The sequence below is a fragment of the Actinoallomurus sp. CA-142502 genome, assembly GCF_050936355.1.
In the GTDB taxonomy this organism is placed as follows: Bacteria; Actinomycetota; Actinomycetes; order Streptosporangiales; family Streptosporangiaceae; genus Actinoallomurus; species Actinoallomurus iriomotensis.
Map to the genome: position 1 here is coordinate 7,025,906 of NZ_JBNJMY010000001.1, position 17,757 is coordinate 7,043,662.

A 17,757-nucleotide genomic window follows, 5' to 3' on the forward strand; every position below is an offset into this window, starting at 1 on the left:
GGAGGACACCGTGGCCCATCTCAGATCCCCCAGACGGGCGGTGGCCGTGGGGCTCCTCGCCGCCGCGCTGCCGCTGGCGACCGCCGGCGCCGCCTCCGCCAAGACCGCGCCGGAGTTCTCCCAGCAGGTCATCTTCGCCCAGCACACCGACGGCTACTACTGCTTCCGCATCCCCGCCGTCGTGCGGGCGAACGACGGCACCCTGCTCGCCTTCGCCGAGGGCCGCGTCAACAGCTGCGGTGACGCCGGCGACATCGACCTGGTGCTCAAACGCTCCACCGACGGCGGCCGCACCTGGGGACCGCTCCAGGTCGTCCTGCCCGGCAACGGCGACACCCGCGGCAACCCGGCCCCGGTCGTGGACCGGCGGACCGGGCGCGTCGTCCTCATGACGACCTGGAACCCCGGGAACGACGACACCATCCGGCACCCGTTCGTGCAGACCAGCGACGACGACGGCGCGACCTGGTCAGCCGCGCGTGACCTCACCGCTGAGCTGGTCAAGCCGCAGTGGAACTCCTGGTACGCCACCGGTCCCGGCCACGCGGTCCAGCTCCAGCACGGCCCGCACAAGGGACGTCTCATCGTCCCGGCCAACCACGAGGGCGACGGTGGGGCGCTCAAGGGCGGGCCGCAGGGCGGTCACCTCAACTACAGCGACGACGGCGGCCTCACCTGGAAGATCGGCGCCGACGACACCCGCACCACCAACGACGTCAGCCCCGGCGAGCTGAGCGCCACCGAGTTGGCCGACGGGCGGATCTATGTCAACGCCCGGGACAACACCGGCACCGACCCCGGCAACCGGAACACCGCCACCAGCAGCGACGGCGGGCTTACCTTCGACGCCCCGTTCCGCACCCTGCCAAAGATCGACGCCCCCAAGGTGCAGGGCTCGGTGCTGCGCGCCGGGAAGAAGATCTACCTGTCCGTCCCGGACCACCCGGTCACCCGCGAGGTCATGGCGATCCGCAGCTCGACCGACAACGGCAAGAACTTCCAGAAGATCGGCAAGGTCATCAACTGGGGCCCCTCCGCCTACTCCGACCTCGTCGACCTGGGAAGCGATCAACTCGGCCTCCTGTACGAGGCCGGACAGGCCGGACCGTACGAGGAGATCCGCTGGGCCCGGTTCAACACCGCCTACCTCGCCACCCCCAACGGCACTCCCCCGGGCCTGCCCAAGCCACCCGAGCCCGGCCCGACAACGCCAGACCAGTCCGTATACAAGAACGACGGATACGTCCGCGGCGGAATGACGTCGCCGAGTGAGTTCGACGGCGTCAACGACTACATCCAGGTGCCCTGGGACAAGTCGTTGGACCTGGGCGCCGGCGACTTCACCTGGTCGGCCCGGTTCCGCTACAGCGACACCACCGGGACCCACACGATCCTGTGGGCTTACCGGGTGGGCAGCGGTGCGCCGGAGATCTGGCTGCGGGCCGAGCCCGCGAGCAACCACATCCGCGGCGTGATCACGACCGAGAACGGCCAGGTCGTGGCCGACACGACGAAGGCCTACAACGACGGGCAGTGGCACGACGTCGTCCTGCGCCGCGCGGACGGGAAGCTCACCATCAGCGTCGACGGCCAGGCCACCTCGGTCGCCGACCCCGGCGGATCGACGACCCTCGGCAAGCAGTTCACCATCGACGGCATCGACGTCGGCCAGCGCCTCGACAACGTCTACCGCTTCCACGGCTCCATCTCCGACGTGCGGGTCTTCGCCCGCGCCGTCCCCGACGACCAGATCGCCACCACCCACCGCGATCTGCGGCTGTGGCTGCCGCTCGAACGGATCGGCTCCTGACCGGAGGACCTCGTGCCCCACTTCCGTCTTCCCCTTACCGCCGCCGCGGCGCTCGTCACCGCCGTGCTCCCCATCGCGACCGCCGGCGCCGCGGCGGCCAAGACCGCGCCGGAGTTCACCGAACAGGTCATCTTCGCCCAGCACACCGACGGCTACTACTGCTTCCGCATCCCGGCCGTCATCCGCGCGAACGACGGCACCCTGCTCGCCTTCGCCGAAGGGCGCGTCAACAGCTGCGGTGACTCCGGCGACATCGACCTGGTGCTCAAGCGCTCGACCGACGGCGGCCGCACCTGGGGACCGCTCCAGGTCGTCCTGCCCGGCGACGGCGACACGCACGGCAACCCGGTGCCGGTCGTGGACCGCCGTACCGGCCGGATCGTCCTGATGACCAGCTACAACCCCGCCGCCGACCAGACTGAGCGGCGCGAGTTCACGCAGTACAGCGACGACGACGGCGCCACCTGGTCCACCGCGCGGGACATCACCGGCGAGGTCACCAAGCCCGCCTGGAACTCCTGGTACGCCACCGGGCCCGGTCACGGCATCCAGCTGTCCAGCGGGCCGCACAAGGGGCGGCTGGTCGTCGGCGCGAGCCACGAGGGCGACGGCGGGGCGCTCAAGGGCGGACCGCAGGGCGGCCACCTGCTCTACAGCGACGACGGCGGCACCACCTGGAAGATCGGCGCCGACGACACCCGTACGACCAACGACATCACGCCGCAGGAGCTCAGCATCACCGAGCTCGGCAACGGCCGGATCTACGCCAACGCGCGCGACAACACTGGCACCGAGCCGGGCAACCGCGACATCGCGACCAGCAGCGACGGCGGGCTGACCTTCGACCGGCCGTTCACCCCGACACCGAAGGTGTCGGCGCCGAAGTCGCAGGGCTCGGTCCTGAAGGTCGGCAAGAAGGTCCTGCTGTCCGACGAGGCCCATCCGGTCACCCGCGAGGTCATGGCCATCCGGTCCTCCTCCGACGACGGACGGAACTTCGGATCAGTCGGCAAGGTCGTCCACTGGGGTCCCGCCGCCTACTCCGACCTCGTCGACCTCGGCGGGGGCGAGATCGGCCTGACGTACGAGGCCGGCGACGCGAGCCCGTACGAGGGGATCCGGTTCGCGCGGTTCAACGAGGCGTACCTGGCGACGCCGAACGGCACTCCCCCGGGCCTGCCCAAGCCGCCCGCTCCCGGCCCCACGACGCCCGACCTGTCCGGGCACCGCAACGACGGGTACGTCCGCGGCGGGATGACGTCGCCGAGCGAGTTCGACGGCGTCGACGACTACGTCCAGGTGCCCTGGAACCGCTCCCTCGACCTCGGCGCCGGTGACTTCACCTGGTCGGCGCGGATCCGCTACACGGACACCGGCGGGACCCACTCGATCCTGTGGGCGTACCGCGTCGGCAGCGGCGCGCCGCAGATCTGGCTCCGGGCCGAACCGGCGAACAAGCGGCTCATCGGCACCGTCGGGACCGGCGCGGGCACCGCCACCGTGACCACGACGCAGCCGTACAACGACGGCCAGTGGCACGACGTCGTGCTGCGGCGCTCCGGCGGGACGCTGACGCTCGGCGTCGACGGCCAGTCGGCCTCGGTCGCGGACCCGGGCGGCTCGGTGACCGAGGGCCGGGAGTTCGCCATCGACGGCATCGACGTCGGCCAGCGCCTCGACGGGGTCCAGCGCTTCCACGGCTCCATCGCCGACGTGCGGATCTTCGCACGGGCCGTCCCCGACGACCAGATCACCACGACCCACCGCGACCTGCGGCTGTCGCTGCCGCTCGACCGGATCGAGGGTGCATGAGTGAGCGCAGCGAACGAATCGACGAACACGCACCCCTGGTCTCTCCTCCGCGAGGGCTCGTGAACGACCGTATGGATGCGCTGCGGGAGCGCGTCGGGATCGCCTACGGAGGCGACTACAACCCCGAGCAGTGGCCCGATGAGGTGCAGGAGGAGGATCTGCGGCTGATGAAGGAGGCCGGGGTCTCCCTCGTCAGCGTCGGCATCTTCTCGTGGGCGTCGGTCGAGCCGCGGCCCGGGGAGTACGACTTCGACTGGCTCGACCGCGTCATGGACCGGCTGGCGGGCGGCGGCGTCGCCGCGTGCCTGGCGACCATGACGGCCTCACCGCCGCCCTGGCTCACCACACGCCATCCCGAGATGCTCACCGTACGGGCGGACGGGTCGACCATCTCGCCGGGCGGACGGCAGCACTACTGCCCCTCCAGCCCGGTCTACCGTTCGCATGCGGTGCGGCTGGCCGAGCAGGTCGCCACGCGCTACGCCGATCATCCGGCGCTGGCGATCTGGCACGTGAACAACGAGTACGGCAACGTCATCCCGTGTCACTGCGACGTGTCCGCGGCGGCATTCCGGCGCTGGCTGGCGGACCGGTACGGCTCCGTCGAAGGGCTGAACGACGCCTGGTCGACGCGGTTCTGGGCGCAGGGGTACTCCTCGTTCGAGGAGGTGCTGCCGCCGCGCTCGCCGGCGCCGTTCGCCAATCCGGCGCACGCGCTGGACTACGCCCGGTTCACCTCTGACGAGCTGCTGGCCTGCTACCTCGCGGAGAAGGAGGTCCTGCGCCGCGTCACGCCGGACGTGCCGGTGACCACCAACTTCCCGCCGTCGCTGCGGCCGGTCGACCAGTGGACCTGGGCGCCGCACGTGGACGTCATCGGCTACGACGCCTACCCCGACCCGCTCGACGCCGACGCCGCCCAGAAGGTCGCCTTCTCCTACGACGTGATGCGCTCCCTGCGCGGCGGACAGCCGTGGCTGCTGATGGAGCAGGCGCCGGGCGGGGTCAACTGGCGGCCGCGCAACGCCGCCAAGCCGCGCGGCGCGATGCGCCTGTGGAGCTGGCAGGCGGTCGCGCACGGCGCGGACGCGGTGATGTTCTTCCAGTGGCGGCAGTCGCGGGGCGGTGCCGAGAAGTTCCACTCGGCGATGGTCCCCCACGGCGGGCCGTCGACCCGGCTGTTCGGCGAGGTGAGCGCGCTGGGCCGGGAGCTGGGGGCCGTCCGTGACCTGGCCGGCGCGCGGTCGCCGCGCGCGGACGTGGCGATGGTGCTGGACTGGCCGAGCTGGTGGGCGCTGGAGGGCCCGGCCCACCCGAGCACGGACGTGCGCTTCCTGGACGCCGCGTGGTCGTGTCACCGCCCGCTGTTCGACGCGGGCGTGGCGTGCGACGTCGTACGCGCGGACGCCGACCTGTCGGCGTACCGGCTGGTGGTCGTGCCGAACCTCTACCTGACCTCCGATGAGGCCGCGCGCGCCCTGACCCGGTACGTCGAGGAGGGCGGCACGCTGGTCATGTCGTTCTTCTCCGGCATCGTCGACCCGTACGACCGCGTCCACCTGGGCGGCTACCCGGCCCCGTTCCGCGCGATGCTGGGCCTGACCGTCGAGGAGTTCCACCCGCTGGCCGAGGACGCGTCGGTGGGCCTGACGGACGGGTCGGGCACGGTGTGGTCGGAGGAGGTACGGCTGGAGGGCGCCGAGGCGGTCGCGCACTTCACCACGGGACCGCTCGCGGGCGAACCGGCCGTGACGCGGCACCGCTTCGGCCGGGGTGAGGCGTGGTACCTCGCCACCCGCCCCGACCCGGCGGCCATGCGCGGCCTCTTCGACCGTGTCCGCGAGGCGGCCGGCGTCGCACCCGTCCTGCCCGGTCTGCCGGACGGCGTCCAGGCGCGTGCGCGAGAGACGGAGGAGGGCCGGTGGTACATCGTCCTCAACCACGGCGCCACGGCCGCCGACGTACCGCTGCCCGCGCCCATGCGCGACGTGCTGGCCGGCGCCGAGCCGACCGCCTCGCTGCGCCTGGAGCCGAACGGCGTCGCGGTGCTCCGCCCGGCCTGACCGTCCGGACCCGCCGATCGCGGTCCTGGCCGCGCCCGGCGGGATCAGGCCGGGAGCTGGTGCCAGACCTCGTCCAGGGCCAGGCTCAGGGCGCCGGTCAGGATCGTGTCCTCGGCCAGGCCGGAGATCCCGACGTCGGGCGGGGTGAGGGTCAGGTCGGTCAGGTGCCGGGTGATGGCCGTGAGCAGGACGGGTCCGGCGCGGGCGACGCCTCCGCCGATCACGACCGCGTCGGGGGCCAGCACCAGGACGGCCGGTGCGATGGCGTGGGCGAAGGTCCGGGCGACGTCGTCCACGACCCGCTCGGCCACCGCGTCGCCGGCGGCGGCCGCGGCGAACACGGCGGCGGCGTCGATCGGGCCGCCGCCCAGAGCCGATTCGGGATGCGCACCGGCGGCCCGCCGGGCCTGTTCGGCGATGGCTTCGGCGCCGATGGCGCGTTCGAGCGGGCCCCTGCCGTCATCGGTGTCGGGGACGCGGCCGGACGGCCGGATGAAGCCGATCTCGCCCGCGGCTCCGGTGCCCCGGTGGAGGCGGCCGTCGATCACGACGCCGGCGCCCAGCCGCTCGCCCCACTGGACGGCCAGCAGGGTGCCGGGTCCCGCGCGTTCCCGCGCGACGGCCAGGGCGGCGAGGTTGGCGTCGTTCTCCACCCGTACCGGGCAGCGGAAGCGGTCGCGGAGGTGATCGGAGAGGTTCACCGAGGTCCACCCCGGCACGCTGGGCGCCAGGAGGATCCGGCCGGAGCCGGCGTCGACGATTCCGGGCGTGGCGACGACCAGCGCGGCGATCTCGTCCGCTTCGAGGCCGGCCTCCTCCAGGGCCCGCGCGATGACCCCGTCGACGACGGTGAGGAGACGGCTGGCCCGGTTGCGGTCGACCGATCGGCGTACGGCGGCCAGGCGGCGGCCGGCCAGGTCGTCGATGCCCGCGCTGACCGTGTGCGGGCCGACGTCGAGGCCCAGCACGGGCGCGGCGCGGCCCCGCAGGGAGACCCGTACGGCCGGCCGGCCGCCCTTCCGCGAGGCGGCGATCGGGTGGTGGTGCTGGAGCCAGCCCGCCTCGACCAGGTCCTCCACCGCCTGGCCCACGGTGGGGCGGGTGAGACCGGTCAGCTTGACGAGTTCGGCCAGCCGGATGGGGTCGGGCGCGCACTCGCGCACCGCGCGCAGCACGGAAGCGGTGTTGAGGCGGCGCAGAACGGGCGTGCCCACCGCGTGCTCTTCTTCCATCGCTCCCTCCGGAAGATCCATCGGACCCCCTTGACCGAAGGATCCCGCACGGACATTATGAATCGGCCGGTTTTGTAAGGACTTTAATAAACCCCCCTTTTCCGGTGGAGGTGCCCCCATGATGTTGGGCCGACGACTACGAAGACGACCGGGCACCGGGCGCCGATCCCGGGCGCTCATCGCCGCGATGGCCGCGGTGCTGGCCGTACCGCTGGCCGCGGCGCCGCCGGCGGCGGCGCGGACGAATCCCGCACAGGCGCCGGTCGCGGCGCACGACACCGGACCGGCGGCCCAGGCGCTGGAGCGCGTCCTCGGAAAGGGCCGGGCCGCTCAGGTCACGCTGCGGACGATCGACAAGGGCACGGGCGCGGACCGTTTCCAGATCTCCGCCGAGCGCGGTCACCTGGTGGTCGCGGGCACCTCCCCGGCCGTACAGCTCACCGGCTTCGGCTGGTACCTGCGCAAGGTCGCGCACGCCAACGTCGCGATCGGCGGGACGCAGCTCGACCTGCCCGCACGGCTGCCGCTGCCGTCCGCGCCGATCGCGGAGGACGCGTCGGTCGCCAACCGGTTCGCGCTCAACGACACCAACGAGGGATACGCCGGCGCGTACCTGAGCTGGCAGGAGTGGCAGCGCCGCATCGACGTGCTCGCGCTGCTCGGCATCAACCAGGTGCTGGTGTACGAGGGGCAGGAGGCCGTCTACCAGAAGGCCTTCCAGCAGTTCGGCTACAGCGCCGCCGACATGCGCGAGTGGATCCCGGAGCCGGCCCACCAGGCGTGGTGGCTGCTGCAGAACATGTGCTGCACCGGCTCGCCGATCTCCCAGCAGCTGATCGACAGTCGCACCGTGCTCGCCCGGCGCATCGTCGACCGGCTGCGCGAGCTGGGCATGACACCGGTGCTGCCCGGCTACTACGGCACCGTCCCGACCGACTTCGCGAAGCGGAACCCGGGCGCCAACACCGTCCCGCAGGGCACCTGGAACGGTCTACAGCGGCCCGACTGGCTCGACCCGACCGGGCCGGAGTTCGGCAAGGTGGCGGCGGCGTTCTACCAGGCCCAGACCCAGCTGTACGGCGACAGCACGATGTACAAGATGGACCTGCTGCACGAGGGCGGCACGGCCGGGTCCGTGCCGGTGGGCCCGGCGTCCAAGGCCGTCCAGAACGCGCTGGAGGCCGCCCACCCGGGCGCGATCTGGGTGATCCTCGGCTGGCAGAGCAACCCCCGCACCGAGACGCTCCAGGCGGTCGACCGGTCGAAGATGTTCATCGTGGACGGCCTCAGCGAGCAGCCCACCGTCACCGACCGCGACAAGGACTTCCTCGGCACGCAGTACGCCTTCGGGACGATCTGGAACTTCGGCGGCCACCAGAACTTCGGCGCCGGCCTCAGCGTGTGGAACGAGAAGTTCCACGCCTGGCAGGCCAAGCCCGGTAACGCCATGAACGGCATCGCGCTGATGCCCGAGGCCATCGACAACAACCCGGCCGCGGTGGCGTTCTTCGCCGACATGCCGTGGGAGAACGGGCCCGTCGACCTGGACGCCTGGTTCGCCGAGTACGCCACCGCCCGTTACGGCGCCGCCGACCCTCACGCCCTCGCGGCCTGGAAGATCATCGAGCACACGGCGTACTCCTGGCCGGCGGGCAAGGACACCCGGCACGTGACCGCCCTGTTCGACGACCAGCCGAGCCTCACCGACACCGGGCAGGCGGCGCTGCAGTACGACCCCGTCGAGTTCGAGAAGGCGCTGCGCGAACTGCTCCAGGTGGACCCGCGGCTGCGCCGCTCCGACGCGTACCGCTACGACCTGGTCGACGTCGCCCGGCAGGTGCTCGCCAACCGCAGCCGGGCGCTCCTGCCGCAGATCCTCGCCGCCTACCGCGACGGCGACGGCGCCGCCTTCGGCCGGCTCACCGACCGGTGGATGGGCGAGATGAAGCTGATGGACGAGGTGCTCGGCACCGACCCGAACTTCCTGCTCGGCACGTGGCAGCGGGAGGCGGCCCGCCAGGCCGCGAACCCGAAGGAGGCCGCGACCCTCGACTACGACCTGAAGTCGCTGGTCACGCTGTGGCAGACCGAGAGCCCCGGCCTTCAGGACTACGCACGGCGTGACTTCAACGGCCTGGTCGGCGGCTACTACGCCAAGCGCTGGAAGATGTTCTTCGACGTGCTGAAGACCTCGCTGAAGACGGGCGAGGAGCCCCAGCCGATCGACTGGCGCGCGGTCGCCGAGAACTGGGCGCACGCGGGCACCCGCTACGCCGCCGAGCCGCACGGCGACGCGTACCGCCTGGCCACCCAGGTGGCCGAGGAGCCGTCCGGCGCGCTGGCCCTCACCTCCGACCGGAAGGGCGTCACCCCGGGCGGTACGGTCCAGGTCACCGCGACCTTCACCAACGACTCGACGCTGAACACCGCGCACAAGGTGCGGTTGGAGCTGACCGCGCCGCACGGCTACACCGTCCGCCCCGCGTCGGGCTCCACCGGAGGCGACGTCGATCCGGCCAAGACCGCGACCGCGACCTGGACGGTGACCGCCCCCGCCGACGCGGCGGCCGGCTCGCTGCCCGACCTGGAGGCCACGGTCTCCTGGCGTACCACCGGGGGCGAATCCGGCCGGGCGACCGCGCACTCCCTCCTGATGGTCGGCGGGAGCACGGTCTCGCCGCCCTACAAGACGGCCGCCTCCGCCCCGGCCGAGTTCGCCCGGACGGGCGACACGACGGGCATCGCCGCCGGCGGCAAGGACGTGTGGGGTGCCACCAACGAGCTCGCGACCGTCTACCAGAGCGGCGGGCTCACCTCGGGTCACGCGGTGTCCACGAAGGTGACCGAGCTCGACGGCGCGTCCCCGTACAGCCGCGCGGGCCTGGTCGTCGGCAACGACCTGTCCAAGACCGGGTCCGGCGGGTACGCCGACATCGCCGTCACCCCGGAGCACGGCTGCGTCTTCTCCTACGACGCCGACGGCGACGGCAGGCTCGACCACGTGACCGAGGTCGGCGGATTCACCGCCGGCGACCTGTACGTGCGGCTGCGCACGGACGGCGGCCGCGTGACCGGCTCGTGCAGCTCCGACGACAAGAACTGGACCGTGATCGGCTCCGGCACGGTCACCGGCGCGTCGGCCACGCAGGACGTCGGCATGTTCGTCAGCGCGGTCAACAGCCACACGTCGCAGGAGGCGATCGCGCTGTTCGACGGCGGCATCGCGGCCGCGACGGACACGTCCCGCGACGGGTCCGGTGACGTCCTGCAGAGCCTCCACAAGCCGGTGACGGCCCTGTCCTCGGAGTCGGGCCGCCCGCCGGAGTCCGCCAACGACGGCAGCCGCGCCAACTCGCCGTACTGGGGCGGCCCGATGACCTACGGCCAGACCTGGTGGCGCGTCGACCTCGGCGCCGTCAACGACGTGTCCCGGGTCAACGTCCGCAACTACGTCGACGGCACGCGCTATTACACCTACCGGCTGGAGGGCAGCGTCGACGGCACGCACTGGTTCACCCTCGGCGGCCGCAACGGGCCCAACCCCGCCACCGACGCGGGCGACACGATGAACACCGAGGCCAAGGCCCGGTACGTCCGGGTGATCGGCCTCGGCAACACCGCCAACGCCACGTTCCACCTCACCGAGGTCGGCGTCTACGGCACACCGGTGGCCTAGTCCACCCCCCTGGCGAAGCGAAAGGCGGACTCTCCAAGTCCGCCTTTCGCTTCCTCGCATGATCTCTGACATTCGCCGGGACCGGGACGGCATACTGGCCATCTCGCCACGACGGACGTTCTCCCCCACATGAGGTCTCTGCGGCATGCGGCTACTCAAAAGCTGGAAATTCTATACCGCCATCGCTTGCACGATCTTTGTTGGGGCCTATTTCCAGGCGATCGACCATACTTTCCTGAGCGGCAGATCAGCCGGCACGCTCCGCTTTTTGAATTGTCCGGTCATCTGGTGGGGCAGGATCGGGAAGTTCCTTCAGTTCCTCGCCGGCCTGCTGGCACTCCTCGATGTCGTGGAACCGGATGACCTGCGGGCGCTCGGAAGGAAGGCGAAGGCGATACGCACGGGGCTCATGAGAAATCTTTCCGATGCGGTCGCCGTCGAATCGCTTCTTGCGAAGGAAGCCTTCTTGCGGCAGCTGATCACGGAGACCAACAGCATCGAGAGCGTCCCCGACATGCCATCGATCACCTACACCTACCTCCGGAAGGACGGGGTGGAGAGCCTACCGCCGGGCTCCCCGTACTCGATGGAGGACTATCGCGCCCTGCGTTCTCGGTTCAGCCGAGAAAGACAGCTCAACCATGATTGCACCAGGAAAGACCACCAGGACGTCTGTGAGCAACAACGCCACTTCCTGGACAGGCTTATCCGGGACCTGTTTCTCGATCGCCTCGAAGAGTCAGACGCGGAGTTGCTTCGGCGTAAGGGCAAGGAGGATGGCAGCGGCATCGTAGCCCTCTACGTCATCCTTCTCGGCGCAATGCTGATATTCGCTCTCGTCGGCCATGCACCCGGATACGCTGTGATCTCAGTTCTGATCGCCTGCATCGTCGTCCCTCCTCTGTTCTTCCGAGCGGGAGTCATGCACAGGGTGCTGTATTGGATGCTGGAGAGGGCCGCAAGTCTCGTAGCCTCGCTGCTGGACAAGCCGAAGCCGGATCACGGCTTGAGATGGGCGGGCATCTTCTTGTTCCTGGTCGGCTTCTGGCTCGACTTCTTCTCCTCTTGAGCAGAAAGGGAGCAGAAGGCGCGCGTCGCACGTGGCAGGCGGACCACGCGGCGTCCAGGCGCCCGGACACTCGGGCGGGGCCTAGCTATATATGACTGAGTCAGTCATCATAGGTCCATGCGTGAGGAACTTGCGGCGAACTGGCTGGGAGCGTTGGCGTCCGCCGTGGACGGCGGCATCGCGGAGGCGGCGGCCGAGCACAGCGGCACTGCGATGGCCGCTGTGCTGACGCTGTCGTACTTCCCGGACACGACCGTCGGTGAACTGGCGAATGTTCTCGGACTCACCGGGTCCGGGGCGGTAAGGCTGCTCGACCGGCTCGAACGCGACGGGCTCGTGCGGCGGTACGCGGGGCAAGGCAGGTCGGTCATGGCACGGCTCACCGACGCTGGGCGACAGCTCGCCGAAAACCTCCAGCGCCGCCGGCTGCACACGCTTGAGTGGATACTCGCCCCACTCACCGACAGCGAGCGACGGCAGTTCGCCACCCTCGTCGACAAGATTCTTCGGCATGCCGCGCTGCCCGCAGATCGGGCACGCACCGTGTGCCGGCTGTGTGACCACATGCGCTGCGACGGTGACGCGTGCCCGGTCGGCGGTTCACTCCGTGACAACGGTGAGGCGCCGCCACGTGCCGGCGTCCTGGAGGTGGAGTAAGTGAGGAGTCCCAGAAGGTGGCGGCCACAGACGCTTGCAGTGACGGCGGGTCGTAATCATTCGCCGGGTGCGCCCCTGAACATCCCCCCGACGTTCGCCTCTACCTACCGTGATGGTGGCCCCGTCGGGTACGGACGATGGGGAAATCCGAGCTGGACGGCATTCGAGGAGGCACTAGGCCTGCTCGAGGGCGGACATGCTGTGGCGTTCGCCTCCGGCCAGGCCGCGATCGCAGCGTTGATCGAGCCCCTGCGGGTCGGCGCCATGGTGACTGTTCCAGCAGACGCGTACCTGGGCACTCGGGGGTTGCTACGCGACCTGGAGAACCGCGGCCGGGTGCGGCTGCAGCCGGTCGAGGTGACCGACACCAGCGCCGTCCTTGCCACGTTGGCCTCGACCGAACTGCTGTGGCTCGAATCCCCGACCAACCCCATGCTTGGTGTCATCGAGTTCCGGCCGATTCTCGCCGCCGCGAGCGAAGCCGGAGTGACGACGGTGGTGGACAACACCTTCGCCACGCCTCTGTTGCAACAACCGCTCGCCTGGGGCGCCGACGCCGTCCTCCACTCCGCCACCAAATACATCGGCGGCCACTCTGACCTGCTACTCGGCGCCGTCATCACCGCCGACGAGGACCGACGAGCATCGCTCCTCACGCACCGGACGCTGCACGGTGCGATCCCCGGTGTCATGGAGACCTACCTCGCGCTGCGCGGCTTGCGGACTCTGCCACTGCGCTTCGCGCAGCAACAACGAACCGCGCAAGAACTCGCCGAGCGCCTTACCAACCACCCGGCAGTGACGTCCGTCCGCTACCCGGGCCTGTCCAGCGACCCGAACCACGACCGGGCACGCGCCCAGATGAGCGGGTTCGGAGCCATCATCTCGTTCGAAGTAGCCGATGCTGAAATCGCCGACCGCCTCACCGGGGCACTTGAACTCATCGTCGGCGGAACCAGCCTCGGAGGCGTCGAGACCACCATCGATCGCCGCCAGCGATGGCCAGGCGAAGAGGCTGTGCCCGCCGGCCTGCTCCGACTCAGTGTGGGACTCGAACACCCCGAAGACCTGTGGGAAGACCTCCAGCACGCGCTCGACACAGCAGCCCGCCCCTGACAAGCGCACAGTCATCGTGCGGCACGTCAACGCCGGTTCCAGGGGTGTGATGCAGGCCATCACACCCCGAGGCCGGCACCAGGGCCTGCGTATCTACTACGCCTGCCAGAAAAACTTGGCACATTCACCCGTAAATGGCTAGGGGCCTTGGGCGCCCCGCCACCTTGATCACGAAGGGGCGAGCAGGTGCGCGGAGGTGCGGCGCGTGGCGAGTGCGACGGCGCCGAGCACCTCGGCGTGGTCGCCGAGGCGGCTGGCGGTGACCACCACTCCTTGGCTGATCGCCGGTGGGAGCCGCCTGGCGAGGACCTCCCGTACACCGTCGAGCAGCGGCGCGCCCGCGGCGGCGATGCCGCCTCCGACGATCACGAGCTTGGGGTCGAGCACGGCGCAGAGGCCCGACAGGGTCCGGCCGATCGTGCGGCCCGCGTCGGCGACGACCCGATGGCATCCGGGATCGCCGGCCACCGCCAGCTCGACCACGTCCGCCAGCGTCGTGTCCGGGCCCCGGCTGTGCGCCACCGCCGCGACGAGCGCGCGGGTGCCGACGACCGTCTCGAGGCAGCCGCGGTTGCCGCACCGGCAGACGTAGCCGCCGTCCACGACGGTGACGTGACCCAGCTCGCCGGCCGCGCCGGCGGCGCCCTCGTACGGCCGGCCGTTCAAGATCAGGCCGGCGCCGACGCCGTCGGACAGCATCACGTAGATGAGGTCGTCCGCGCCCCGGCCGACGCCGAACGTCCACTCCGCGATCGCGCCCAGGTTCGCGTCGTTGCCGACGTGGACCGGTACGCCGACGCGCTCCCGCAGCCGCGCGGCGATGTCGACGTCACCCCAGTCACGCAGCATGGAGGGGTTGCGCAGCGCGTGTGACACGCGCTGCACGGGCGCCGAGACCGCGACGCCCATGCCGATGACGCGCCGCATGCCGCGCCCCCAGTCCGCCACCAGCTCCAGCGCCGCGTCCGCGACGTACGCGAGCGAGTCGGCGGGCCGGTGGTCGACGTCGATCGTGCGCTGCCGTTCGCCGAGCACCTGGCCGGACAGGTCCGCCAGCACCACGCGGACACCGTCGTGCCGCAGGTGGACGCCGAGCACGCCGCCACCACCCGGGTTGAGGGCGAGCAGGGTGGCCGGGCGACCGCCGCCGGGTGAGGAGGTGAGCGGCTCGGCGAGCTCGCTGAGGACTCCCTCGGACAGCAGCTCCGTGACCAGGCTGGAGACGGTCGTACGGGACAGTCCCGTCGTCCGGGCGATGTCGACGCGGGTGATGGCGCCGCGTTGCTGCACCGTTTCCAGCACGCGGAGGCGGTTGCGGGATCGCAGGGACTCGAGGGAGCCGGGGGCGCTCGTCATGTCGCCAGGTTAGAGGAGTTATGCCGAGCTTCGGAGAAACTCACGCGACATTTCCGGCAAGTTACTCATTGACGCGAATAAACCCTGATCCTTAGAGTCCGGATGTCGATTGACCGGGCATCGGGGGCGTGCCGGTGAGAATCACCCGCAATGGGGAGTGCCATGCACAAACGAGCATTCGCGATCGTGGCGGCCGGAGCGGCGCTGAGCTGCACCGTCGTGGCGGCCGCACCGAGCGCGCTGGCGAACGGGCCGGCCCGCGCGTCGGCCACGCCGATCTACCTGAACCCGCACTACCAGCCCGCGGAGCGCGCCGCCGACCTCGTCTCACGTCTCACGCTGGTCCAGAAGGCCCAGCAGATGAACAGCAGCGCGGCGCCGGCCATCCCCGAGCTGGGCGTGGCGGCCTGGGGCTGGTGGAACGAGGCCGCCCACGGCGTCGCCCGGGAGCAGACCAACACGGGCGCGAACCCACCGGTCCTCACCAACACGACGTCCTACCCGGTGGACCTGTCGCTGGGCAGCACGTGGAACCCCGACCTGGTGCACGAAGAGGCCGGCCGGATCTCCGACGAGGCCCGCGAGGTGGCCAGGAACAACACCCAGGACCTCGACTACTACTCCCCCACCGTCAATCTCGCCCGGGACCCGCGCTGGGGCCGGAACGACGAGACGTGGAGCGAGGACCCGACGCTCACCGGCGTGCTCGCCTCGCAGTACGTCAACGGGCTGCAGGGGCAGGATGAGAACGGCAGGCTGCCCGCGTCCGCGGGCGGCTACCTCAAGGCCATCGCCACCATCAAGCACTTCGCCGCGAACAACAGCGAGTTCAACCGGCGTACCGGATCCTCGGACATGGACCAGCGGACGCTGCGCGAGTACTACACCGCCCAGTTCCGCGACATCATCAAGAGCAGCGACCCCGGCTCGATCATGAGCTCCTACAACAGCGTCAACGGCGTTCCGGCCGCCGCCAACGTGCAGCTCATGGACACGCTCGCTCGCCAGACGTTCGGCTTCGGGGGCTACTTCACCTCCGACTGCGACGCGGTGTACGAGATCCAGGCCGGGCACCACTGGCAACCGCCGGGCGCGCCCGCGCCGCTGGACCAGTACGGCCGGACGGCGTACGCCAACGCCGCAGGTGAGGACCTGGACTGCAACCAGGGCTACCACGACTCCTACAGCTACGCGAACACGATCCCGACCGCGGTCGCGAACCACATCACCACCCAGACCGACGTGTACAACGAGGGCGACGTCGACGTCTCACTCGTTCGGCTGTTCACCGCGCGCATCGAGACCGGTGAGTTCGACGCCGAGAACACCGTGCCGTGGGTCCGCGACGCGCGTAAGCGCCTGGCGCCGGGCACCTGGACCAACACGGACGCCAACAACGCCGTGACCGAGACGGCCGACCGGCTCGCGCTGGACCAGCGTGTCGCCGACCAGAGCCTCGTGCTGCTGAAGAACGAGGCGGTCGCCGGCAAGAGCCTCCTGCCGCTGAAGGTGCCCGCCTCCGGCGCCTACCGCGTCGCCGTGATCGGGGCGTACGCCAACCCGTCGTCGCTGTACCTCGGCGGCTACTCCAGCAACCAGGGCCCGGCGGGCGTGGCCAAGGAGGTCAACGCCTACCAGGGCGTGAAGGCGGCCGTGCAGAAGGCCGACCCCGACGCGACCGTCGACTACTACCCGGGTGTCACCGGCGCGAAGCTGGACACCGTCGACCCGGCGTCCGTCGCGGCGGCGAAGAACTACGACGTCGTGATCGTGGTGGCCGGCACCGACCAGAACACCGCCGACGAGGGCGCCGACCGCAGCACGCTCGCGCTCCCCGGCGCCCAGTCCTCGCTGATCAGCCAGGTCGCGGCGCAGAACCCGCACACGATCACGTACCTGGAGACCATGGGCCAGGTCGACACCGGTGACTTCCAGTCCCAGGTGCCGGCCCTGCTGTGGAGCTCCTACAACGGGCAGCGTCAGGGCTCGGCACTCGCCGATGTCCTGCTCGGCACGGCGAACCCCAGCGGCCGCCTGCCGTTCACCTGGTACCGCAGTCTCGACCAGCTCCCGGCGATCGGCGACTACGCCATCCGCCCGACGGCGACCACCGCCGGCCGTACGTACATGTACTTCACCGGCGACGTCACCTACCCGTTCGGGTACGGGATGAGCTACAGCGACTTCACCTACTCGCACCTGCGGGTCGACCACGGCAAGGCCGACGCGAACGACACGCTCCGGGTCACGGCCGACGTCACCAACCGCGGTTCGCGGGCCGGTGACGCGGTGCCGCAGCTCTACGTGGCGACACCGTTCGAGCCGGCGTCGGCGCAGCGTCCGGTCAAGCGCCTGGAGGCCTTCCGGAAGGTCACGGTGGCGCCGCACCGGACCGAGCACGTGTCGTTCACGGTGCCGGTGTCCCAGTTCGCCTTCTACGACGAGGCGGCCAAGCGGTACAAGGTCGACCCCGGAAAGTACGAGCTGCAACTCGCGACCTCCAGCTCCGACGTCGCCGCGCGAACGTCCGTCAAGGTGGGCGGCACGCTGCTGCCGACCCCCGCGGTCGTCACCGCCAAGCCGGCGCAGGCCGGTGACGCCGCGCAGGGGATCGTCCAGCGCGTCATGTTCGACCGCGGCACCACCATCGACCCGCACCTGACCGTGTCGACGGCGGACGAGAGCGTCTACGGCTACGTCACCAAGGGCGCGAGCGTCCCGCTGCCGCAGGGCCTGACGACGACGTTCCACAGCGACCGCCCGCAGGTGGTGCGGGTGGACGCCGACGGCACGATCCGTACGGTCGGGGCCGGAGTCGCCATGGTCACCGCCAGGGTCCACTACAAGGGGAAGACGGCCTCGACGAGTTTCGTCGTCCACGTCTCCTGACCGAACGAAATCGGGGACGGATCCCCTCGGGGATCCGTCCCCTTTTTCATTTCACCTTGTGGGCGCGGTGTCCGACA

The 17,757-nt window shown here is 70.6% G+C and carries 10 protein-coding genes; 8 read left to right on the plus strand and 2 right to left on the minus strand.

Translation table 11 applies throughout. The annotated features are described in order from the left end of the window. Positions 1-10 precede the first annotated feature (10 nt). From ACQEV1_RS33140 to ACQEV1_RS33150, 3 genes are read left to right on the plus strand one after another with little or no spacing between them, the layout of a single operon-like run. Positions 11-1,810, plus strand: coding sequence for an exo-alpha-sialidase (locus ACQEV1_RS33140; RefSeq protein WP_433398863.1), 1,800 nt, complete (start codon positions 11-13; stop codon positions 1,808-1,810). A gap of 12 nt (positions 1,811-1,822) precedes the next feature. After that, entirely contained in the window at positions 1,823-3,622 is a 1,800-nt protein-coding gene (locus ACQEV1_RS33145) for an exo-alpha-sialidase (RefSeq protein ID WP_433398866.1), read from the plus strand. Beyond that, on the plus strand, positions 3,619-5,685 hold the full coding sequence (locus ACQEV1_RS33150; protein ID WP_433398869.1) for a beta-galactosidase: 2,067 nt from the start codon (positions 3,619-3,621) through the stop codon (positions 5,683-5,685). Before ACQEV1_RS33145 ends, ACQEV1_RS33150 begins: the two co-directional genes overlap by 4 nt. A 44-nt stretch (positions 5,686-5,729) precedes the next feature. Here the strand turns inward: ACQEV1_RS33150 and ACQEV1_RS33155 are convergent, their stop codons facing one another. Beyond that, positions 5,730-6,938 carry an ROK family protein gene (locus ACQEV1_RS33155; RefSeq protein ID WP_433398872.1) on the minus strand — a complete coding sequence of 403 codons (1,209 nt, stop codon included), beginning with the start codon at positions 6,936-6,938 and terminating at the stop codon, positions 5,730-5,732. A 97-nt stretch (positions 6,939-7,035) separates the two neighbouring features. Here ACQEV1_RS33155 and ACQEV1_RS33160 point away from each other — a divergent pair, with 97 nt between their 5' ends. The 4 genes from ACQEV1_RS33160 to ACQEV1_RS33175 all read left to right on the plus strand — a co-directional run bounded on the left by ACQEV1_RS33160 (position 7,036) and on the right by ACQEV1_RS33175 (position 13,435). Then, positions 7,036-10,593, plus strand: coding sequence for an alpha-N-acetylglucosaminidase TIM-barrel domain-containing protein (locus ACQEV1_RS33160; protein ID WP_433398875.1), 3,558 nt, complete (start codon positions 7,036-7,038; stop codon positions 10,591-10,593). Between the two features lie 145 nt (positions 10,594-10,738). Beyond that, positions 10,739-11,662 (plus strand): hypothetical protein, encoded by a 924-nt coding sequence (locus tag ACQEV1_RS33165; RefSeq protein WP_433398878.1) that lies wholly within the window; start codon positions 10,739-10,741, stop codon positions 11,660-11,662. Between the two features lie 117 nt (positions 11,663-11,779). Beyond that, positions 11,780-12,319, plus strand: coding sequence for a MarR family winged helix-turn-helix transcriptional regulator (locus ACQEV1_RS33170; RefSeq protein WP_433398881.1), 540 nt, complete (start codon positions 11,780-11,782; stop codon positions 12,317-12,319). 39 nt (positions 12,320-12,358) lie between these two features. Further along, entirely contained in the window at positions 12,359-13,435 is a 1,077-nt protein-coding gene (locus ACQEV1_RS33175; protein ID WP_433398884.1) for a trans-sulfuration enzyme family protein, read from the plus strand. Positions 13,436-13,603: 168 nt separating this feature from the next. Here ACQEV1_RS33175 and ACQEV1_RS33180 read toward each other — a convergent pair whose 3' ends face one another. Further along, positions 13,604-14,791, minus strand: coding sequence for an ROK family transcriptional regulator (locus tag ACQEV1_RS33180; RefSeq protein ID WP_285623493.1), 1,188 nt, complete (start codon positions 14,789-14,791; stop codon positions 13,604-13,606). Positions 14,792-14,953: 162 nt separating this feature from the next. Here ACQEV1_RS33180 and ACQEV1_RS33185 point away from each other — a divergent pair, with 162 nt between their 5' ends. Beyond that, positions 14,954-17,680: a glycoside hydrolase family 3 C-terminal domain-containing protein gene (locus tag ACQEV1_RS33185; RefSeq protein WP_433398887.1), complete on the plus strand. Its 2,727-nt coding sequence runs from the start codon at positions 14,954-14,956 to the stop codon at positions 17,678-17,680. Positions 17,681-17,757 lie beyond the last annotated feature (77 nt).